The following is a 21522-nucleotide window of genomic DNA, read 5'->3' as shown; positions in this document are numbered from 1 at the left end:
GGGGCCTTTCGCGTGGACCGGCTCGCCGCCTGCGGCGGTGACGGTTCCTGAGTAGCCGCGCAAGCGGCGTACCGAAGGGCGATCTGAGTCGACGCCGGGTCGACGCGCGCTATGCGCGCATCGACCCGGCACGACTCACTTGATGATCTTGGTGACGGTACCGGCGCCGACGGTGCGACCACCCTCACGGATGGCGTAGCCGAGGCCCTCCTCCATGGCGATCGGCTGGATGAGCTCGACCGTCATGTCGGTGGTGTCGCCGGGCATGACCATCTCGGTGCCCTCGGGCAGCGAGATGACGCCGGTGACGTCGGTGGTGCGGAAGTAGAACTGCGGGCGGTAGTTCGTGAAGAACGGGTTGTGACGCCCACCCTCGTCCTTGGACAGGATGTAGGCGGTGCCCTCGAAGTTCGTGTGCGGGGTGACCGAACCGGGCTTCACGACGACCTGGCCGCGCTCGACGTCGTCACGCTTGGTTCCGCGGAGGAGCAGACCACAGTTCTCGCCGGCCCAGGCCTCGTCGAGCTGCTTGTGGAACATCTCGATACCCGTGACGATCGTCTTCTGCGTCGGGCGCAGACCCACGATCTCGACCTCGGAGTTGATGGCCAGCGTGCCACGCTCGGCGCGGCCGGTGACGACGGTTCCACGACCGGTGATCGTGAAGACGTCCTCGACGGGCATCAGGAACGGCTTGTCCTTGTCGCGCACCGGGTCGGGAACGTTCTCGTCGACGGCCTCCATGAGGTCGAGGACCGACTGGACCCACTTCTCGTCACCCTCGAGAGCCTTCAGGCCCGAGACCTGGACGACCGGGGCGTTGTCGCCGTCGAAGTCCTGGCTCGAGAGGAGCTCGCGGACCTCGAGCTCGACGAGCTCCAGGATCTCCTCGTCGTCGACCATGTCGGCCTTGTTCAGCGCGACGACCAGGTACGGCACGCCGACCTGCTTGGCGAGCAGAACGTGCTCACGGGTCTGAGCCATCGGGCCGTCGGTGGCGGCGACCACGAGGATCGCGCCGTCCATCTGAGCGGCACCGGTGATCATGTTCTTGATGTAGTCGGCGTGACCCGGGGCGTCCACGTGAGCGTAGTGACGCTTCGGGGTCTCGTACTCGACGTGCGAGATGTTGATCGTGATACCGCGCTGGCGCTCTTCGGGCGCCGAGTCGATCGACGCGAAGTCGCGCTGGACGTTGGTGGCCGACGGGTACTTGTCGGCGAGCACCTTCGAGATCGACGCGGTGAGCGTGGTCTTGCCGTGGTCGACGTGACCGATCGTTCCGATGTTCACGTGCGGCTTGGTCCGCTCGAACTTGGCCTTAGCCACTGGGTCCTCCTCAGGACGTCGTGTAGATCTCCCGGGCGCTGGATTGCGACCGGTCGTCTACGGGGATGGTTGTCAGTCTAATAGACGGGTCTGTATTCAGTTTGCGGGACGCCGGGGCCGCCGTGACGGCCCCGGCAGCCAGGGCTATTCGCCCTTGTTCTTCTGGATGATCTCGTCCGCCACGGCCCGGGGGACCTCGGCGTAGCTCTCGAACTCCATCGAGTACACGGCACGGCCCGAGGTCTTCGAGCGCAGGTCGCCGATGTAGCCGAACATCTCCGACAGTGGGACGCTCGCGCGCACCACCTTGACACCGGCGGCATCTTCCATCGACTGAATCTGGCCACGACGCGAGTTCAGGTCGCCGATGACGTCGCCCATGTACTCCTCGGGCGTACGCACCTCGACCGCCATGACCGGCTCCAGGATCACGGGGCCGGCCTTGCGGGCGGCTTCCTTGAATCCCATGGAACCGGCGATCTTGAACGCCATCTCCGACGAGTCGACATCGTGCGACGCACCGTCGAGGAGGGTCGCCTTCACGCCGACCATCGGGTACCCGGCGAGGATACCGACATTCATGGCGTCCTGGAAGCCCGCGTCGACCGAGGGGATGTACTCGCGCGGGATACGGCCACCGGTGACCTTGTTCTCGAACTCGTAGATCTTGTCGCCCTCGACCTCCATGGGAGCGAGTGCGAACTGGATCTTCGCGAACTGACCCGACCCACCGGTCTGCTTCTTGTGGGTGTAGTCGTGCTTGTCGACGGTCTTGCGGAGCGTCTCGCGGTAGGCCACCTGCGGCTTTCCGACGTTCGCCTCGACCTTGAACTCGCGCTTCATGCGATCCACGAGGATGTCCAGGTGCAGCTCGCCCATGCCCTTGATGACGGTCTGACCAGTCTCGGCGTTGAGCTCGACGCGGAACGTCGGGTCCTCTTCGGCGAGCTTCTGGATGGCCAGCGACAGCTTCTCCTGGTCGGCCTTCGTCTTGGGCTCGATGGCGACCTCGATGACAGGCTCCGGGAAGGTCATCGACTCCAGCACGACCTGGCTCTCGGAGTCCGACAGCGTGTCACCGGTGGTGGTGTCCTTCAGGCCGATGACCGCGTAGATGTGACCGGCGGTGACCGAGTCGACCGGGTTCTCCTTGTTGGCGTGCATCTGGAAGATCTTCCCGACGCGCTCCTTCTTGGACTTGGTCGAGTTCACGACCGCCGAACCCGAGTCGAGGTGACCCGAGTACACGCGGATGTAGGTGAGGCGACCGAAGAAGGGGTGCGAGACCACCTTGAACGCGAGCGCCGCGAACGGCTCGTCGCGGTCGGCGTGGCGCTCGATGATCTTCTCTTCGTCCTTGGGGTCGTGCGCCTCGATGGCGGGCACGTCCAGGGGCGAGGGCAGGTAGTCGACGGTGGCGTCGAGCATCGGCTGCACACCGCGGTTCTTGAACGCCGAACCGCACAGCACGGGGTAGGCCTCGCCGGCGATGGTGAGCTTGCGGATCGCGCCCTTGATCTCCTCGGGGGAGAGCTCCTCGCCCGCGAAGTACTTCTCCAGCAGCGCGTCATCCGACTCGGCGACGGCCTCGAGGAGCTTCTTGCGATACTCCTCGACCTTGTCGACCATGTCGGCCGGGATCTCCTGGATCTCGTACTTGGCGCCCATGGTCACGTCACCCTTGGCGTCGCCGGGCCACACCAGTGCGCGCTTGTAGATGAGGTCGACGACACCGACGAAGTCGTTCTCGGCGCCGATCGGGAGCTGGAGCACCAGCGGCGTGGCCTTCAGGCGCGACACGATCGTGTCGACGGTGAAGTAGAAGTCCGCGCCGAGCTTGTCCATCTTGTTGACGAAGCAGATGCGGGGGACGTTGTACTTGTCGGCCTGACGCCACACGGTCTCCGACTGGGGCTCGACGCCCTCCTTGCCGTCGAAGACGGCGACGGCACCGTCGAGCACGCGGAGCGAACGCTCCACCTCGACCGTGAAGTCGACGTGCCCGGGGGTGTCGATGATGTTGATCTGGTTGTTCTCCCAGAAGCAGGTCACCGCGGCCGAGGTGATCGTGATGCCGCGCTCCTGCTCCTGCTCCATCCAGTCGGTGGTCGCGGCACCGTCGTGCGTCTCACCGATCTTGTGGTTGACGCCCGTGTAGAACAGGATGCGCTCGGTCGTCGTCGTCTTGCCGGCATCGATGTGCGCCATGATGCCGATGTTGCGGACCTTCTTGAGGTCGGTGAGCACGTCTTGTGCCACGGGGTGTCCTTACGTGTAGTGACGGATGGATGCGTTTCGTCTCGCGCTGCTCGCTCAACGACCGTATCGGACCGGCCGTTGAGCGAGCTGCGAAGCCGCGAGTCGAAACGCGGCGACGCGGAGGAGACTTACCAGCGGTAGTGCGCGAACGCCCGGTTCGACTCGGCCATCTTGTGGGTGTCCTCGCGGCGCTTGACCGCGGCACCCAGGCCGTTCGAGGCGTCCAGGATCTCGTTCTGCAGGCGCTCGGTCATCGTCTTCTCACGACGACCCTTGGCGTAGCTGACCAGCCAGCGCAGCGCGAGGGTGTTCGCACGGTGCGGCTTGACTTCGACGGGCACCTGGTAGGTCGAACCGCCCACACGGCGGCTCTTGACCTCGAGGGTCGGGCGCACGTTGTCGAGCGCCTTCTTCAGGGTGGCCACGGCGTCCTGACCGTTCTTGGTCTCGACACCGCGGAGGGCACCGTACACGATCGACTCGGCGAGCGACTTCTTGCCGTCGACGAGGATCTTGTTGACCAGCTGGGTCACGATGGGTGCGCCGTAGACCGGGTCGTTGACGACGGGGCGCTTCGGGGCGGGTCCCTTACGAGGCATCTAACTCAACCCTTCTTCGCGCCGTAGCGGCTACGGGCCTGCTTGCGGTTCTTCACGGCCTGGGTGTCCAGGGCGCCGCGGACGATCTTGTAGCGCACACCGGGGAGGTCCTTCACACGACCGCCACGCACGAGCACCAGCGAGTGCTCCTGCAGGTTGTGACCCTCGCCGGGGATGTACGCGGTGACCTCGGTGCCGTTGCGGAGCTTGACACGGGCGACCTTGCGCATGGCCGAGTTCGGCTTCTTGGGGGTGGTCGTGTACACACGGGTGCACACGCCGGCCTGCTGCGGGTTCGCCTTCAGCGCCGGAGCCTTGGTCTTGGCGACCTTGGGGCTGCGGCCCTTGCGAACCAACTGCTGAATGGTTGGCACGTTCTCTCTACTCTCGTTGTGCTGCGCGGCGCTCTCGGCCCCGCGCAGGTGCTGCACGGTGACAGCGTTCGTGGTTTCACCACAGATCCGACGCGCAGAACCATCGTCCTGCTTCAGGTGTCGGATATGCCGTGGGGGTGGCCTGTTCGCAGACCGTTCCCGGAGATGCGACGCCCTCGCAGACCGACCTCCGAGCCGAGACACGGCGGACGGCGCGCGCGGACGCACACCCGATCCATGATAGGCGGTCGAGCCGAGGGGGGCAAACGAGTGCCGACGTGAGGGTGGGATCCTCAGGCGATCACCAGCACGGCGAGAGCTCCTCCGGCGAGGAGGATCGCCGCGCCCGTCCCGGCGATGAGCCCGCCGAGCACCAGGCGCCGTCGCCGACGCCTCGCCAGGGCGGCCCCGCGGCCGTCCACCGGCGGCTGCTCGTGACGAGGCGGCGGCGCGCCCCGACGCACGACGGAGGCCTGCGGTGTCCGCGGTGACTGCGCGGCGAACACGCCGTCCGGGATGTCGGCGGTGCGCACGAGAGGTCGCTCTGCGGTGATCGCCGGGTCGACGGTTCGTCCGGGGCGCGTGCGCACGGTCGTGGCATGGGACCGACGTGATGCGGCGGTCGGGGCATCGGCGTCCTGCCGTCGGGCCGGCGCGGTGCGCGCGTCCGGGTCATGGCGGCGCCCGCGCGCGGTGGTGTCGGGGAGGTCGTCGCGGCGGGGCGCGTCCCGCCGCGACATCCGTGTCGCGTCGTCGGGCGGGTCGACGGCGGGATCGGGCGGGACTGCGCTCACGGGGTGGGGAGCTCTTCCAGGCGCAGCTCGGCGTCGCCGAGCAGGAACCTCGGCGTCAAGCGAGTCACCGCGCCGGGCTGGACCTCCGTCTCATCGTCGTTGTCGGCGATGAGGACGACGCCGTTGGTGGAGTCCAGGTCGACGACGGTCCAGACGTCCCCCCGGAGTTCCAGACGCGCGTGGGTCTTCGACACCGTCCGCGTCGGGTCGCCGAGGGTCACCAGCTGCGCGTGCGGGAACGCCGCATCCACGCTCGGGCGGCGTCCGACGACGGCGACGTCCTCCTCGAGGGCGATCCGCTCCCCGTCGGGGCCGACGAGAATCCATCCCGTCCGTCGGCGGCGCGTGACGATCGTGTGGTCGTCCAACTCCTCGTCGCGACTCACGTCTGCGAAGCGTGCCGACACCGACGAACGTGCCGACCGGGGCGAGCCGGCCACCGGTGCGCCGACGATGGCCGAGACCCCGCCGTCGTCGGGGAAGGCATCGGCTTCGGTGTCCGATGGCGCACCCGGCGCAACGACCGGCGCACGGGTGACCGGCGGCGTCGGCGCGTGCGCGGGTGCGGCCGGAAGGTCCGCGTGCGGGCCGCGGTCATCGCTCCCCGCGGCGTCGCCGGTCCCCGCCGACGGGGCGTCCGTCGCGGCCGGCACCGCGGAGATGGGCGCCGGCGCACCCGGCACCGCGTCGGTGACCTCTCCGGTGAACTCGCCCGGCGCACTCAGGTCGAAGCCGTTCCACGAGGGACGAGCCGTGGACCGCCGCAAGGGGGGCGGCACCTCCTCGCTCTCCTCCGCCGCGGAGGCGGCGAGGGGAGGAAGGTCGGCGGGTCCGGGGTGCGCCGTCGACGGTGACGCCGAGACGGGCGAAGCCGTCGCAGGCTCGGCCGTCGCGGGTTCGGCCGATGCGCGCGGTGTCGACGGGGTCGGCGGATCCGCGTCCGCAGCGGCAACCGGCTGGGGCGGCCCCTCATCGAACAGCGGGCCGGAGACCGGATCGTCGACGGCCGAGTCGGTGTCGGGATCTTCGTCGAGGACGTCGGGCCACCAGTCGGCGAACGGCGAGGTCGGCGCGGGACGCGCCGCGGTCGCGTCGCGCGTCCCCTCGCCGGAAGGCCGCTCGGTGCGTGGCTCGACGCCACGGGGCTCATCAGGACGGGGTTCGTCCGTGGGGGGCTCGTCCGTACGGGGCTCGTCGGCGCGCGGCCCATCGGCGCGCGTGGGCGCCCATCCCGCCAGCCCGGCCGCGACCGGACCGTCGCCGCCCGCGGCGGGCTCCGCCACCGCGCCGAACGACTCCGGCGTGCCGTCGAACCCCCGCGCGTAGACCGGGTCGGCGACGTCGCCGTGCGTACGGCGCCGCGGCGCGGAATCCGCCTTCTCCGCGCCGATCCAGCGGGCCGAGCCGAATCCGAGCACGGTCGCCCACACCGGAGGCAGGAGCACAGCCAGAACCGTCATCCCCCCGCCGAATCCGAACGCGCGGTTCACGCGGAGGGCCGCGAGCACGAACACCACGAAGACGATGACCGGACCGGCGATCGGAATGAGGAACAGCAGCACGCTCCACCACGGGTATCCCGCGAGCTGGAAGAGCACGCCGACGTTGTAGACGGGTACCCATCCCTTCCACCCGGCCTCGCCGGACTTGCGGAAGAGCGCCGAGAGGGCGATCGCGGTCCACACGTACAGCAACGCGCCCACCAGGAGCGAGGTCGCCGTGACGGCGACCAGGGCGGTGGAGTCGGTGTTCATGGCATGGTGCGCGCTCGCCGCGACGAGCCGCGCTCCCCCCTTTCGGCCAGGTGGCGACGGGCACCGCCCGGGGCGGTGCGACGGATGAATGATCTCAAAGAAACCGACGCCATGAGCGCGCGCCACACACCTCGGGACGAGCGCAGGTCCCGGCGACGCCGGTCGACGTCGTCCCAGAACGCCTGCGCCTGCGCGGTCGTGGCGCCGCGGCCGGAGAAGGTCGCCTCATCCGCCGCGGCGGCCAACCGCACCCCGTCGGGCAGCTCCCACAGCGCCGCCGTCTCGCTGCGCGTGCGGGCGCCGGGCGGTTCGTACCCCGCGTCGGCGGCGGCGTCGACCACCTCCTCCCACCCGGCCGCGATGCGGTCTGCAGGGGTGGCGGCACGCCGCCGGCCTCGCCGTCGCAGAGCCTTCGCCGCGAGGATCACCAGGAACGGACCGAGCAGCAGAAGGGCCACCAGCATCCAGATCGCGACGACACGGAGGATCGGCCAGAGCCACGCGAGATCCCACGCCGCGGTCTCCTCGTCATCGCGCGAGACGGCCTCGTCCTCCTGCGTGGGATCGGGCGGGACGACCTCCTCGACGGCATCGGGGCGCACGTCTGTGACGTTCTCCGGATCGCGCTGCTCGGTGGTCTCCAGATTCGGCGAGCGCTCGTGCTGCGGGGTCGTGTCGATGGCCACCCACGCGCCGGACGCCGTGCGCACCTCGATCCAGGCGGACAGGTCGCCTGCCGTGCACACACCGTCCTCGCAGACCGGCAGGGAGGGATCGTCGGCCGCGAGCCGGGCTCCGACGACCACCCGCGCGGGGTAACCCAGCTCCTCGGCGATGAGTGCCGCCGCGACGGCGAACTGCTCGTCGTCGCCGACGGCTGCGACGAAATTGTCCGCGACGATCGCCTGCGGATCAGCCTCGCGCTGCAGCAGCCGGGAGAACATCTGGTCGATGCGGGCCAGCGAATGGCCGGCGGCGGCGGGCTGGAACCGGTAATCGTCGAGATCCTGCATCCACCGCGCCGGCACGTCGCCGTCGGTGAGCGCGTGGCTGAGGTAGCCGCGCTCACGCAGCAGATCGATGAGGGCGATCAGCGCCGCCCCGTCCGTCCCGGTGCGATGCTCGTCGACCCAGACGCGCAAGCTCTCCGGGGCGCCGACGCCGGGCGTGGACCCGGGCGCGGCGAAGGTGGCCGGGGAACCGGGGAGCGAAGCTTCCAGCCGATACGCGTCACCGGCGCGCAGTCCTCCCCCGGCGGTCTCCACCGCCGCGGCGTTCTGGGCGCTGTAGTAGAAGCCGTCGGCCAGCGCCGCGGCCCGCTCACCGACGAACGAGACCTCCACCAGGTCGCCGATGATCGGCATCCACACCGCGTCGAGGTCGACGATCTCGACGTCGACGACCGCGCGCGCACCGGCCTGCGCCGTCCGAGCCGAGGGCACGCGGACGAAACGCGTGTCGGCGTCCGTGCGGAAGACTTCGCCGTCGTAGCCGTCGAGGACGGCGACGCGCACCCGCTCGGGCGCCCCCTCGAGGACGGCGACGCGGAACAGGACCTCGTCGACGCGATCGTCGTCGAACGCGGCGCGATACGACGCCAGCGGGCTGATCTCGGCGGAGAGGTCGACGTCGGGGGCGGTCGCCCCGCGCAGGACGTCGCGGTCCAGGCCCTGCGCCGCCCAGGGAACCACCGCCACCGCGACGACGACGGCCAGGGCGAGGAGCCCGACCGCGGTCCACCCGCGCGCGGCCGCCCCGCCGGAGGCGCGTCGACCGATGCGCGCACCACGCGCCCGCGCGAGCGCGCCGGACCGCTCGGCGCGATCACGCCACACCAGCCACAGCAGCAGCACGAGCATCGTGGATGCGCCGACCATGGTCTCCAGCGGCGCGGCCAGGGTCAGCTGTCCGACCACCAACGACGCGCTGACCGACGTGCGCCCGAAGAGAAGACCGAACCCGACCATGCCGACGGCCACCGGGACGGCCAGGAAAGCGAGGCGATCGCGACGCCACGCGGACAGAAGCAGCACGCTCGTGCCCGCGAGGAAGACCACGAGCGCCGGGACGAGCAGGTTTCGGTAGGACCCCACCGGCAGATCGACCGTCAGCAGGTCCTTCCACCCGACCACCGCGCCGGTCAGCACATCGCCGATGGCGCGGGGCAGCATCCCGGGGTCGGTGAGGCGCGAGGGCACGGCGACCAGAACGCCGATCAGCAGGAAGACCCCGCCGAGGACGACCGTGACGGTCCACCCGCCCCACCGCAGACGCAGGGCGCACGCGGCGACCGCCGCACCCGCCACGGTGCCGGCGACGGCGACGAACACGAACGCCGTGTCGTCGTAGACCGGCCACGCCGCGAGGGTCGCGAGGACGGCGACGGCGAGAGCGAGGAGACTCCCGGCGACCACGCGCGTCCGCTCGCCGCCGGAGAAGGCGCCGTCCCGACGCGGCGGTGCCGTCCGGCCGCTCATGAGCTCGCCCCGCGAAGGAGCAGCCCGGAGAGGTCGTCGACCATTCCGACGGTGAGCACCGTCATGCCGTTCACCGACTGCATCCGCGGGTGGGCCCGCTCATCGCAGCGGACGCCGACGACGGTCGCGTCTGCCGGGAATCGCAGCGCCGCCTGACGCACGTGCGACAGCGGCACGCGCGAGCCGACGATCACGAACGCGACCGAGAGCCGATCGGAGGACTCGGCCGCCAGACGGCACACCTCTCCGACGGGCATGGTCGTGTCGAGCAGATCGATCGCGCTGAAACCGTCGAGCATGTTCCGCGGCGACGCCGCATTCACGCGCTGGATCGCCCGCAGACGACCGCGCACCACGCGCGGCACCTCGCCCCCCGCCACGATGTCGACCTCTCGCGCGTCGCGGACCGCGCGCAGGCCCAGCGAGGCGGCGCACGAGACGGCGAGTTCGAACTCGTCGGCGTCCGCGTACTCGTCGGCGGCGATCGCCAGGACGACCGCCATCCGCGAACGACGGGTCTCCTCGTACTGCCGCACCATCAGTCGCCCCGTCTTGGCCGTCGACTTCCAGTGCACCTGACGCCGACTGTCCCCGGGGGCGTACTCCCGGATGGCGTGGAAGGACATGTCGGCATCGACCAGACGGCGGGTCGGGGCACCTTCGAGATCTCGGATGAGGCCGGCGCTCGTGGAGGGCAGGACCACGGTGCGCGGGTGGACGTACAGGTCGTGCACGTCGTCGAAGGCGTGCTCGCGACGCATCAGGCCGAGCGGATCCGCCCGCACCGTCGTGGCGGGACCCACCGAGACGATCCCCCGCCGGAGGTCGGGGATCTCGAGCGGGTCGGCGATCCCGTGACCGGGTCGGAGCACGGGCACGTCGATCTCCACGACTCCGTCGCCCACGGGGATGTCCATGCGGCCCGGCAGGGTCGTGCGGGGGCCGTCGTTGCGGATCCCGATCGTCCCGGCCACGGCCGACCCTGCCACGACCCGATCGTGACCGAGCGCCAGGTCGACCGCGTAGGAGCGCGCACCGAACAGGAACGGCACCGCCGTGACCACGAGCACGAGGGCGATGACCGCGGCGACCAGCCACTCCACCCACCCGAACACCACTCCACCCAGCAGGCCCGCCGTCGCCGCCACCACGACCAGCGCGCCGGCCGGGCGCACGGTCCGCGCGCTCCAGCGCGCCGACCGTGCGAGCACCGCCGCCACCGCGCGACCCGCGCGCGTGAGGGCCACGACCATCCGTACGAGCGCCCGGTCGCGCCGCGACCCCGACACCTGGGTGCCGGTCGCGGCGAGCGTCGCGGTGACGCCGGCGCTGTCACCCCCGGTCGAGGTGCGCGTGAGGCGGGACTCGGTGCGGGTCATACCGCCTCGCGCCGCGTGGGCGGTTCCACATCCAGCAGCACCTGCCCGATGACCGCCTCGGGGGTCACCCCGTCGAACTCGGCCTCCGCGTGCAGGATCAGTCGGTGCGCGAGAACCGGGACGGCGAGCGCCTTGATGTCGTCGGGGGTGACGAAGGTCCGTCCGCGGGTGGCGGCGCGGGCGCGACCGGCGCGGGTGAGGGCGAGGGCGCCGCGGATGCTGACGCCCAGCCGCACATCGTCGGCGGCGCGGGTGGCATCGACCAGCCGGGAGATGTAATCCAGCACGAGCGCGTCGGTGTAGACGGTGGCGGCGAGGTCGGCCATCCCGACGAGGGCCTGCGGCGTGATGATGGGACCGAGGTCGTCGGTCGAGGTGGCGGCGCCGTCGAGGATCCGCACCGTCGCGGCGTGATCGGGGTAGCCGAGCGCGGTGCGCATGAGGAACCGGTCCAGCTGCGCCTCCGGAAGCCGATAGGTGCCGGCCTGTTCGACGGGGTTCTGGGTCGCCAGCACGAGGAAGGGGACGCCGACGGTGCGGCTGACGCCGTCGATGGTGACGCGCCCTTCCTCCATGACCTCCAGCAGCGCCGCCTGCGTCTTCGGGCTCGCGCGGTTGATCTCGTCGGCGAGCACGATGTTGGCGAAGATCGGCCCGGCGTGGAACTCGAACACACCCTGCTTCTGGTCGTACACGGTGATACCGGTGATGTCGCCGGGCAGGAGGTCCGGCGTGAACTGGATGCGCGTGTTGGTGCCCTGCACGGACTGGGCGATGGCGCGAGCCAGGGAGGTCTTCCCGGTGCCGGGCACGTCCTCGAGCAGCACGTGCCCGTCGCTGAGCATCGCGGTGAGCACGAGTTCGACGACGTGACGTTTGCCGAGCACCGCCCGCTCGACGTTGTCGGCGATCTGCGCGAAGGTCTGGGAGAACCAGGTGGCCTGTTCCTGCGTGATGGTCATCGTTCCTCGTCCGTTCTGGCCTCAGCCGGCCGGGGTCTGCGGCGGCGCGTCGCCGGGCTGGCATGTCGCACCGAAGGTGGTCTGCGCGTTCTGGAGTCCCCAGCCCTGAGCACTCCAGTCCACCGTCACCGCGATCCCCTCGACGTACGCCGCGCCGAGGGGGACCTCCCACGTGCCCGCGGTGTGCGGCAGGCGGGTCCCGTCCGCGTCGAAATACCGCAGCGAGGCGTTCCCGAACGTGATCGAGGCGGCGCCGCCGCCCGGCGCGTTCGAGGACGACCCGGCGGTCTGCAGCGTGCCTCCCCCGACGCACGAGGTCGCCGACCAGGTCGCCTGCACCTGGTACGGCGCGCTGCCGGCACGCGGGGTGACATCGGCCCATCCGGTGGTGGCCCCGCGCCAGTCGTGCACGTAGCGCACGTCGATGCCGGGGTCGCGGTCGAACACGCTCGTCGGGTAGCCGCTGAAGTCGGGCTCGTTGAAGCGAGGCGGGTCCTCGTCGGAGGAGGGCGCCTGCCGGATGCGCCACTCGGCACGGGCGGAGGTGACGTCGGGTCGCGGGTCCACGACGAAGGTGTAGCCCTGCGGGAGCGTGTCGTCCTGCACCGCGTAGACGGTGCGTGTGACGGTGACCTCGCCGTAGTCGCGACCGTCGTACCGCGATTCGACGCACATCTCGTACGTGTACTCCTCGCCGTCGCGCACCTCGAACTCGGCCCGCGCCCCGTCCTCGTCCGGCCGACAGAGGCGTCCTTGCTCCACGATGTCGTACCGCAGCGTCGACCCCTGCCCGTTGACGGTGGCCGTGGCGGTTGCGGTGATCGTGGCGGTGCCGTCGCCGTCGTTGGTGGCCGTCAGGGTCAGCTGCGCGTTCTTCGGCGCGCCGATGCCGTTGGCCGCGACGGTGACGGCGGATCCGGATGCACTGCCGCCCAACCCCGGCGGCACGTCGAAGCGCGAGACGGGCGTGACCGTGACGGTCGAGGCCGTGTTGACGCCGATGCGGTACTCCCGCACGGTCACCCGCGTCTGGTCCCGGGACACCGACACGCTCACGTCGTCCCCCGACGGGCTGGTCACCCGGAGGCTCCCGGTCTCGGCGGGGCTGATCCCGGTCACCTCCAGGGAGATCACACCCCCCTCGCCGGACGACGTGGGGACGGGGTACGCCGTGACGGCCTCCGGCGCCGGCGGCGGGTCGTACGCCCACGCCGTCGTCCCGACGCCGGTGCGCGACTCCCCGACCGCGTTCACGGCACGCACCTCGTACACGCGCTGCTCACCGTTGGGCGCCGCGATCGCCGGGCAGGTCCCGTCGGCACCGCACCGGGCGACCACCTGGCCGCCCGTGCGCACGACGAACCCGGTGAGGGCGGGGTAGGCCTGTCGAGCCGACCCGGGGTCGACGCGCAGAGTGAGGCTGCGGTCGGAATAGGCCGTCTGGGTCAGCGACGCCGGAGCACGCGGGTACCCCTGAAGGTCCAGCAGTACGCTTCCGTCGCGCTCCCCCGCCGAGACCCGCCCCTGCGCGTCCTGGACCGAGAACGAGGCCGTGCACGTCGCCCCCGGGGCATCCCCCGACCAGGACGCCACGACGCTGGATGCATCGGCGACCGCGAAGGTCACGCCCGTGCACGCGCCGGTGGCCGTCACATCCACGACCTCGAGCGGGGTGCCCGGCAGCGGATTCACCTCGCCGCCTGCCCCGATGACCGGGATCGTGCACTGGCTGCCCGCCGCCTGGGAGCACTGCTGGGTGACCGAGCCGCCGCGCGGCAGAGTCGACGGTGCGGCGCCCACGCGCAGCAGCAGTCGGGCCGAGGCGACCCCGGGGTGGCTGGTCACCGAGACGACCACCGCTTCCTGCCGGCCCGGGACCGCGTCGTCGGCACCCGTGATGGTCACGACGGATCCGGCGAGGGCCACGTCGAAGGAGGCACCCTCCGCCGAGACGGCGTAGGAGATCCCGCTCCAGTCCTCCCGCAGCTGCCACGACGTCATCTCGCGCAGGTCGAACGTGTCGCTCTCACCCGGTCCCACCGTCAGCGAGGCCGGACCCAGCTCCGGCTGCGGGTCGAGCGCGACGACCGTCACCGGCACGGAGAGATAGGTCCACTCGGACTGACCCACCAGGCGCACGGGCACCTGGCACGCATCGGAGAAGGGCGCGCCGGCACCGGCGTCGTAGGTGATCCGGGTCCCCGCCGCGGCGCGGCACTCGGCCTCGGCACGCGCACCCGCCGCGCGCACCTGCTCGCCGACCTCGAGGTCGGAGCCCCGCGGCAGCGCGACATGGTCGGCGAGGTCGAAGGTGACCGACTCGAGCTCGGTCACCTCGGGCGCCGGAACCCCCGCCCGCAACGCGAGCTCGATGTCGTCCTCGCCCGGCACACGCAGGAACGCGTAGGTGGTGACCTCGCCGCCGGTCGCGTCGCCGGTGACCGAGAACGGGATGATGCGGGTGCGGTCCGGCACCTCTCCCGCGAGACGTGCACCGACGACCTCGACGTCGTCCGGATCCCCCCAGAGCCCCAGCTCGAGGTCGGCGATCTCGCCGCCGGACCACGCGGTCTTCCCGGCGAGCACGTCGACGCCGTCGACGAAGTCGTCACGCGTCTCCACCGTGAGCACGGTGTCTTCGACGACGGGGAACGCCGGCACCGCTTCACGGACCACCTTGACCACGACCAGCCCTCGCGCGGTGTTGCCGGAGGTTGAGGCGACGTCGTAGAGGAAGGCCATCGTGCCGATCTGGTCGCCGGCTCCGATCACGAGTGTGCGCTCGCCGTCGGTGTCGACCAGACCGGCCAGGCGCGCGTATTCGGGGTTGGGAGTCCCGTCGACGAGAACCTCGGGCTGGTCCGGCCGCACGGCGCGGATCGAGAGATCGCCGCCGGTGGGATCGATGTCGTTGGCCACCGCGTCCACCCGCACGACGTTGTCGGCACCGACCTGCACCCGGACGTAGTCGGTGAAGGTCACCGGGCTGGGGTCGGCGACCGAATCGAGCACACCGACCCGGACCGTGCCCTCCCCCGTCTGCCCGGACTCGTCCACAACGCGGTAGCGGAAGGCGTCCTGACCGCTGTCGCCGGCCACACTCGAGTAGACCAGCGCCGTACCGTCGGCCGAGATGGTCGCCACCCCGGAATCCGGTTGAGAGACGACCGCGTCGAGGCGGACCACGTCGCCGTCCGGATCCATCCCGAAGCCGTCGAACGGGATGCGCGTGGTCAGGCCGCTCAGCACGCGCGCTTCGAGGGTGTCGGGCGAGGGTGGCCGGTTGGCGTCGGAATCCAGCACCTCGATGCGCACCGTCGCGGTGTCCTCCAGGCCGGGTGAGCCGGTCGCCGATGCGGCGTACTCGACGGTGTGGCTGCCCGGGTCGTCCGGCGCGAGGTAGCGGAGGACCTCGCCGGAGGCGAAGGCGAGCGCCTCCGGCGAGGAGGACACCACCGATGCCGGGTTCAGCACGGGACGCCCGCCCGATGGGGTGACGTCGTTGTCGAGGACCGGGATGTCGACCTGAGCGCCGGTTCGCACCACGACGACGTCGTCCACGGCGATCGGGGCCCGTTCGGGGGCCGGTGGGAGCAGGTAGACCGTCGCTTCACCGCGGACGCTCGCGCCGCCGTCCTGTGTGCCGTCGCTGACGGTGTAGGCGACCGTTCCGAGGCGCCCGGGTTCGCCGGTGGCCGTCGTGCCCGACACCCGGAGGTCCTTCTGACCGACGCCGTCGACGCTCAGCGTCGCCCCCTCGTCCGGCCGCGGCTCGATCTCGCTGAGCAGGAGCACCCGGCGGGTCGGGTTCGACACCGCCGCGAACACCTCCAGCGTGGCGTCCTCCTGCGGGTGCACGAAGGCCACGACGGGCGCGGTCGCGAGATCGGCCGGCGCCTCCGGATCCAGCAGCGTGATGCGGGCCGTCGCCACCGCCGTGCTCTCACCGTCGGTGACGGTGTAGTCCACGCGATAGGTGCCCGGCTCGTCGGCCGCGACGTCGAACCGCGTCGAGCCGCCGACCACCGTGGCGGTGGCCGCCGCCTCGTCCAGGACGCGCACCGACTCCAGCACCATCGCCCCCGCCGTGCCGGTCACATGATCGACGACGTCGACGGTGAGGCCGGCGCCGACGGTGTCGACGACCGAGAAGGACTGCGCCACCAGCTGCGGCTGCGGCGAGACGCGCACGAGCAGAGACTTCGTGGTCGCCTGACCGAGGGTGTCGGCGACGGTGACCTGCAGGTCGACGAGCTCCTCCGAGCCGGCGCCGTCGTCGTCGTGCTGGTAGACCACCTCCCCCGCCGGGGTGGCGGCGACGTTCCCGACACCCGAGGGGTTCTCGACCGACAGCAGCAGCAGCGGGTCCCCCTCGGGGTCGACCCATCCGGGCAGGACGGGCACGGTCACCGTGCCGCCGCGCGCGACCTCGGGCGCGGGCCACGACACCAGGCACCCCTCGACACCGCACCACCGCGGGGCACTCTCCACACCGGCCTCGGCGACCGAGAGCGTCACGGTCGTGCTGTCGGAGGTCAACCCGCCTTCGGCCGTGCCGTCGGTGACGGCGTAGGCGAACGTCGCCGACCCGGTCGCACCCGGCTCGACCTGCACGCTCAGCCGCTGTCCGTCGTCGGTGATCCCGACCGCCCCGAAAGCGGGATCGAGGCCGGTGACCGATGCGGGGTCGATCGTGAGCACGTCCTCGTTCGGGTCGTGGTCGTTCATCAGCACCGGAAGGGTCGTCAGGGAACCCGAACGCACCCCGAAGGCATCCGGTTCGGCGACGGGCGGCTTCGGGTCGACCTGGACGGCCAGCTGCTCGTCGCTCGGCTCCGACTCCGGGTCGACGCGGTCATCGAGCGCCCAGTTCTGGCTGGAGGCGACCAGGCCGCCGTCGGGGACCGTCCACACCCAGCCGCTTCGCGTCTCGTTGAGGATCACCGCGCCCTGTCCGACCACGAACTGAGGACGCCGCTGCTCGCCGAGCGTCTCACCCGCATAGTCCAGTACGGTCTCCCCGTCGATGGAGCTCCACAGCAGGCCGGCGCCATCCCCCTCCGGCAGCCATGCGGCGTACACCTCGCCGTCCACCGTGACCGGTGCCGCCGGCGCGCCGAGGACCGTCGTGCCACCACGCTCGGTGTCGGGGGCGGAACCGTCGACCGGGACACGGACGAGGCTGGTCTCGTCGGCGACGTACACCGAGTCCCCCTCGGCGGCGGCACGGCCGACCACGACCGACCCGGCGACCTCGACGGTGAGGGGCTCGGCGAGACCCTCCAACCAGATCCGTCCGTCATCGGCATCGACCACGGCCCAGGCGTCACCCGCCGCGGTCAGGCGCGGCCGTGCGAGGTCCGGGAGCGCGAGCGCGTCGCGCTCCTGCATCCGCCCCGACGGGATGTCCCACCGGAGGACCGACGCATCCGCGGCGGAGTAGGCGAAGAGGATGCCGTCGTCGGCGACGGCAAGGGCCTCGGCGGTGTACGCGGGTGCGTCCTCGTCGCCGCCCGCGAACGGATCGAGCTGCACCGCCTCGCCGGCCAGTTCACCCGCGAAGACGGTGCCGGCGTCGGTGAGGTAGGCGACATAGGCACCCGCGGTCGCGACGGTGGTGGTGCCGGCCGGCGTGGACGGCGAGGCCCGGAGGGCTTCGTCGTCGAGGTCCGACGGCAGTGCCTCGTCGATCCGCGTGAGCTTCGACCAGCTGTCGGAGAAGAGGAAGGTCCCCTCGGCGTTCTGCGCGACGTCGCTCGGGTTGGACACCGTGCGCACGGTGTCCAATTCCCCGATGGCGGTGTTCACACGGGCATAGCGCGAACCGTCGCCGGTCTGCAGCGCCCAGACGGACACATCGATGTCGGGCGTCTCCTGCGCATCGAGTCCGGGCCAGACGATGCCCGCCGTGAGCACCACCCCGACGGCGGCCACGGCCGCCACGACACCGGCGCGCGTGCGGCGCCGCACCTCAGACCACCCCCGTGGTCAGCAGCGCGGCGAGCACGCCGGCCGTCCCGACGGCCGCGACGACCACGACCGCCCACGGAAGCATGCGCCGGCGGGCCCGGTCGGGGGAGGTGAACTCGGTGTCCTCGTCGCGCGCGAGCGCGGCCACGCCGCTGCGAGGGGCCGTCTTGCGTCGTGTCTCCCGCGCGACCTGCGAGCGGGCGGGGCCGCGCAGCTCGCTGTCGCCGAAGTCGATCGGAGCGGTCCCCGGTGTCCACTCCGAGGCGGGCACCTCGAGGGGCGTCGGGGAGATCCCGAGCTCCTGCTGAACACTCTGGAGGGCCTGGGCGAACTCGCGCGCGGAAGCATAGCGCTGGGCCGGGATCCGACTCATCGACCGTGCCAGGACGTCCTGAAGCGCGTCGGGGACATCCGGGCGAGGGATGGGCGTGAAGGCGGCACGGGCGATCCGCCGTCGGAGGAGGTCTTTGGAGTTCTGGCCGCGCTCACGACGTTCGAAGGGCGACCGCCCGGCCAGGAGCGAGTAGACGGTGGCCCCGAGGCTCCACACTTCGCTCGAGATCGTTCCGGCGGTCTCCTCCGCGACGACCTCGGGAGCCGACCACGGAATCGACATCGCCAGGACCTCTTCGGCCTGCGTGCCGATCAGCGACGACGAGATGCCGAAGTCGGCGAGGACCGGGGTTCCGAAAGTCGTCACGAGGATGTTGCTCGGCTTGACGTCGCGGTGAACGAGCCCGGCGCGGTGGGCCGACTCGAGGGCCGACGCCATGCGCACGCCGATCGAGAGCACCTCCGGGACCGGCATCCGCTCGACGCGGTAGCGCTGCGACATCGATCCGGGGCAGAACTCCATCACGATAAACGGTCGGCCGTCGGCCGAGATCCCGGCCTGGTAGACGGTCACGATCGACGGGTGAGCCGACAGCCGGGCCAGCACGTCCGCCTCGGCATTGAACATCCGCCGCAGATCGGCCTCGCGCACATCGCTCGGCAGCACCTTGACCGCGACGTCCCGGCGGGGCATGTCCTGCTCGTACAGGAACACGTCGGCGAACCCGCCCGAGCCCAGGGGTCGGATATAGGCGAGACCCGGCAGGATCGGCGGCGAAGAAGGCAGGCGAGCGGCCACCGTTCCTCCCCGACTCTCTGGCGCGAGCGCCCGCCCATGCTAACAAGCGCCACCCCGCGCATCCCGCCGCCCCGCCGCCGTGCCACCCCGCCGCGAATCCACCCGTTCCCGCCGAGACCGCCCTTTCCTGACGTCGATTGGGGGCGGACTCGGCGCGGAAGGGTGGGTTCGGCGGGACTGAGGTGCGCGTCAGGTGAGCGCGGGCGGATCGTCGAACGGAGAATCCAGAGACCGCGTGAGCTCCTCGAGCATGGCCGCGATCTGCGGCTCGACCAGCTCGGTCACCGCCGCTTGGATGCGGAGGCGATGAGCCAGCAGCAGGGAGCACACGTCCCGGCCCACCATATTGGCGTAGTCGTCCGCGAGGCCGACCTCCTGACGCAACGCGGCCTTGGCCTCGTCGCTGAGCGGCGGGAGCGCGGGGATATCGGCATCGGCTTCTTCGGCCAGCCCCGCGATGGTGAACAGGAACGGCGCCCCGGGCACCGGATCGGGGTCCAGCGGCAGACCCTCGAACTCCGGTGCGAGGTCTTCGGCGGGCCGGTAGCTGCGGGCCCGATTCCGCGCGGCCTGCTGATCCAGCTCCGCCTGGAGCATCGGCAGGTTCTGCGCGGTGTAATCCGCGACGGCGTGATCGACGATGGTCTTGATACGTGTCGACAGGCCGTGCTGCACCCCGTGCGGCACGTCGGCGCCGAGACCGGCAGCCGAGAGCACCGGGGAGCCGAAGCAGCGACGGCACGGGGCGATGCGACCCCGGTGGGTCGCCGGCTCCCACCGCGGCAGCCAGCGCAGCCAGGCGTCCACCGCCTGGCTGACCTGCGTCTCGAGCGACCGCTCCACCCTTCCACGGTAGCCCTCCGCCCCCGATCCGACCGGGTTTCCGCGCTCTCGACTCACACGTCGTCCTCGTCTTCCCACGACCACCTCGGCCGGGCGGACCGGGTACGCGCGAGCTCGATCCCCGCCCAGGCCGAGAGCACCGCGGCGACGAGCACCACGAGCCCGAACCATGATGTGGCCACCCGTGCGGCCACGCCCGTGGCGGAGCCCAGGCCCGCGCCGGTGCCCAGGGCCGTGACCCAGAGTCCGACGAGGTAGGCCAGCCCGGTCACCGCAGCGATGACCGGCGCAGACCGTGGTCGCGGGTCGGCGCGGCGCACGACCGCGAACAGGCCTGCAGCGAACGCGGCGAGTGACGCGGCGACCGCGACCGCCCCCGGCGCCTGGCCGAGACCGGGCTGCGCGATGACGGCCTCGTCGATGATCAGGCTCGTCATCCCGAGACCGAAGATCAGCAGGGCGAGGTAGCCGACCGTCGCGAACACGACGGCGACGCCCGGTCGCACCGGGCCCCCACCGGACGGGGAGGGATCGGGTGCGCCGGGCGTCGTGGTCACGGTGCGGTCAGGAGCGGACCAGCTGGGGTCCCGCCTCGAGGGTGCGCTCGTACTCGCGCTGCGCCTCGGTGTTCAGCTCGGTCACGCGCTTGCCGCGTGAGGCGACCCACGCGCCGTACCAGATGGTCAGTTCCCGCCCGAGGACGAATGCCACGATCGCCAGCGGCGCGAGCAGCTGGCCCTCGACGAGAGCGGCCCCCTCGCGGGCGGTCAGCATCCAGAAGGGCGCCTGGAAGAGCTGGCCCAGGATGTGTCCGCCGTACGCGGCAGCACCCACGAGGAGACCGAAGATCACCCACGCACCCCAGCGGCCGCGGTTGATGATCGCCCCCAGCAGCCAGAACGACAGGAAGAACACCACGACGGGCACCCACAGGGCGGCCGTACCCAGCGCGGCGAGCGCATCGGCGCCGACCGAGTCGACGGTCACGGCGCCCTCGATCGCTCCGAAGCCGAGCCACGCGGCGAGGTAGAGCACGGCGAAGGTCAGCGCTGCCAGGACGCCGATCGCGCCGGCGGCGGCACGGTTGCCTCGAGGGCGCGGGGCTTCAGGAGCCTGGACGAAGATCGGCTGCGGGCTCGGCGCCGGCGCAGCGTACGCGGGTTCCCGATCGGCCGACCCCGCGGCGGGCTCCTCCGCCCAGGAGGGGACCTCGTAGCTGCGCTCGGTGTACGGGGCGGCGGGATCGGTGGCGACCGGCGTCTCGTCCACGGGCTCGGCGGCAGACACCGCCGGCTCCTCCACGGGGGCGGAATACGCCGTCGTGGCGGCGTCATCGACGACCGGCTCGGCGTGGTCAGGGGTCTGCTCGGCCGCAGCCGCAGCCTCGGCCTCTTCGCGACGGGCGGCCTCGGCGTCGGCAAGGCCGGCGTTGGCCTGCCCGACCACGTCATCCACCGGGCCGGGCTCTTCGACCGGCTCACCGTACGACGACTTCGGGTCACTCATCGTGATCGCACTCCTCACGCGGGGACGATCCCCGCCCTAGCGAAGATATCCCGGCGCAGGCCGACTGGACCGTAGGCGTGCCGGGCGTTGCGCCACGCGATTCCACGTGGATCTTCAGCCCCACGCGGCCCGCGCGGGCCTAAG

Annotated in this window: 14 protein-coding genes; all 14 read right to left on the bottom strand. The window is 71.3% G+C overall.

Annotated features, from left to right (window positions below; genetic code table 11):
* Positions 1–135: 135 nt before the first annotated feature.
* Entirely contained in the window at positions 136–1329 is a 1194-nt protein-coding gene (gene tuf / locus RZO50_RS06295; RefSeq protein ID WP_322598871.1) for an elongation factor Tu, read from the bottom strand.
* A 144-nt stretch (positions 1330–1473) separates the two neighbouring features.
* The gene (gene fusA, locus RZO50_RS06290; protein WP_322598870.1) at positions 1474–3588 is read right to left on the bottom strand and encodes an elongation factor G; all 2115 of its coding nucleotides are present in this window, start codon (positions 3586–3588) and stop codon (positions 1474–1476) included.
* Between the two features lie 128 nt (positions 3589–3716).
* The gene (gene rpsG, locus RZO50_RS06285) at positions 3717–4187 is read right to left on the bottom strand and encodes a 30S ribosomal protein S7 (RefSeq protein WP_322598869.1); all 471 of its coding nucleotides are present in this window, start codon (positions 4185–4187) and stop codon (positions 3717–3719) included.
* A 5-nt stretch (positions 4188–4192) separates the two neighbouring features.
* Complete coding sequence (gene rpsL / locus RZO50_RS06280; protein WP_071044913.1) at positions 4193–4561, bottom strand: 30S ribosomal protein S12; 369 nt, start codon at positions 4559–4561, stop codon at positions 4193–4195.
* 293 nt (positions 4562–4854) lie between these two features.
* Positions 4855–5355, bottom strand: coding sequence for a hypothetical protein (locus RZO50_RS06275; RefSeq protein ID WP_322598868.1), 501 nt, complete (start codon positions 5353–5355; stop codon positions 4855–4857).
* Complete coding sequence (locus RZO50_RS06270) at positions 5352–7109, bottom strand: DUF5684 domain-containing protein (protein ID WP_322598867.1); 1758 nt, start codon at positions 7107–7109, stop codon at positions 5352–5354. The genes RZO50_RS06275 and RZO50_RS06270 overlap by 4 nt, the downstream gene beginning before the upstream one ends.
* Positions 7106–9586 (bottom strand): transglutaminase domain-containing protein, encoded by a 2481-nt coding sequence (locus RZO50_RS06265; RefSeq protein ID WP_322598866.1) that lies wholly within the window; start codon positions 9584–9586, stop codon positions 7106–7108. Before RZO50_RS06265 ends, RZO50_RS06270 begins: the two co-directional genes overlap by 4 nt.
* A complete protein-coding gene (locus tag RZO50_RS06260) occupies positions 9583–10965 on the bottom strand; it encodes a DUF58 domain-containing protein (protein ID WP_322598865.1) in 1383 nt (460 codons plus the stop codon). The genes RZO50_RS06265 and RZO50_RS06260 overlap by 4 nt, the downstream gene beginning before the upstream one ends.
* Positions 10962–11927, bottom strand: a complete 966-nt coding sequence (locus tag RZO50_RS06255) for an AAA family ATPase (RefSeq protein ID WP_322598864.1) — start codon at positions 11925–11927, stop codon at positions 10962–10964. Before RZO50_RS06255 ends, RZO50_RS06260 begins: the two co-directional genes overlap by 4 nt.
* A gap of 21 nt (positions 11928–11948) precedes the next feature.
* Positions 11949–17897 (bottom strand): Ig-like domain-containing protein, encoded by a 5949-nt coding sequence (locus RZO50_RS06250; RefSeq protein WP_322598863.1) that lies wholly within the window; start codon positions 17895–17897, stop codon positions 11949–11951.
* A gap of 1 nt (position 17898) precedes the next feature.
* Positions 17899–19029: a serine/threonine-protein kinase gene (locus RZO50_RS06245; RefSeq protein ID WP_322598862.1), complete on the bottom strand. Its 1131-nt coding sequence runs from the start codon at positions 19027–19029 to the stop codon at positions 17899–17901.
* Between the two features lie 189 nt (positions 19030–19218).
* Positions 19219–19872 carry a spermidine/putrescine ABC transporter substrate-binding protein gene (locus RZO50_RS06240; RefSeq protein WP_322598861.1) on the bottom strand — a complete coding sequence of 218 codons (654 nt, stop codon included), beginning with the start codon at positions 19870–19872 and terminating at the stop codon, positions 19219–19221.
* Positions 19873–19925: 53 nt separating this feature from the next.
* A complete protein-coding gene (locus RZO50_RS06235) occupies positions 19926–20429 on the bottom strand; it encodes a hypothetical protein (protein ID WP_322598860.1) in 504 nt (167 codons plus the stop codon).
* 7 nt (positions 20430–20436) lie between these two features.
* Positions 20437–21378: an ABC transporter gene (locus RZO50_RS06230; protein ID WP_322598859.1), complete on the bottom strand. Its 942-nt coding sequence runs from the start codon at positions 21376–21378 to the stop codon at positions 20437–20439.
* Positions 21379–21522: the final 144 nt, after the last annotated feature.

The sequence above is a fragment of the Microbacterium xanthum genome (assembly GCF_034531355.1).
Lineage (GTDB): Bacteria > Actinomycetota > Actinomycetes > Actinomycetales > Microbacteriaceae > Microbacterium > Microbacterium xanthum.
Note: the sequence above shows the minus strand (reverse complement) of the source record. Positions and strands in the feature narration are given on the sequence as shown.

What these genes read in the sequence shown, in the direction of transcription:
- rpsG (WP_322598869.1), bottom strand. Translation starts at nt 4,187, where the DNA reads ATGCCTCGTAAGGGACCCGCCCCGAAGCGCCCCGTCGTCAACGACCCG.
- RZO50_RS06270 (WP_322598867.1), bottom strand. Translation starts at nt 7,109, where the DNA reads ATGAACACCGACTCCACCGCCCTGGTCGCCGTCACGGCGACCTCGCTC.
- RZO50_RS06265 (WP_322598866.1), bottom strand. Translation starts at nt 9,586, where the DNA reads ATGAGCGGCCGGACGGCACCGCCGCGTCGGGACGGCGCCTTCTCCGGC.
- RZO50_RS06260 (WP_322598865.1), bottom strand. Translation starts at nt 10,965, where the DNA reads ATGACCCGCACCGAGTCCCGCCTCACGCGCACCTCGACCGGGGGTGAC.
- RZO50_RS06255 (WP_322598864.1), bottom strand. Translation starts at nt 11,927, where the DNA reads ATGACCATCACGCAGGAACAGGCCACCTGGTTCTCCCAGACCTTCGCG.
- RZO50_RS06230 (WP_322598859.1), bottom strand. Translation starts at nt 21,378, where the DNA reads ATGAGTGACCCGAAGTCGTCGTACGGTGAGCCGGTCGAAGAGCCCGGC.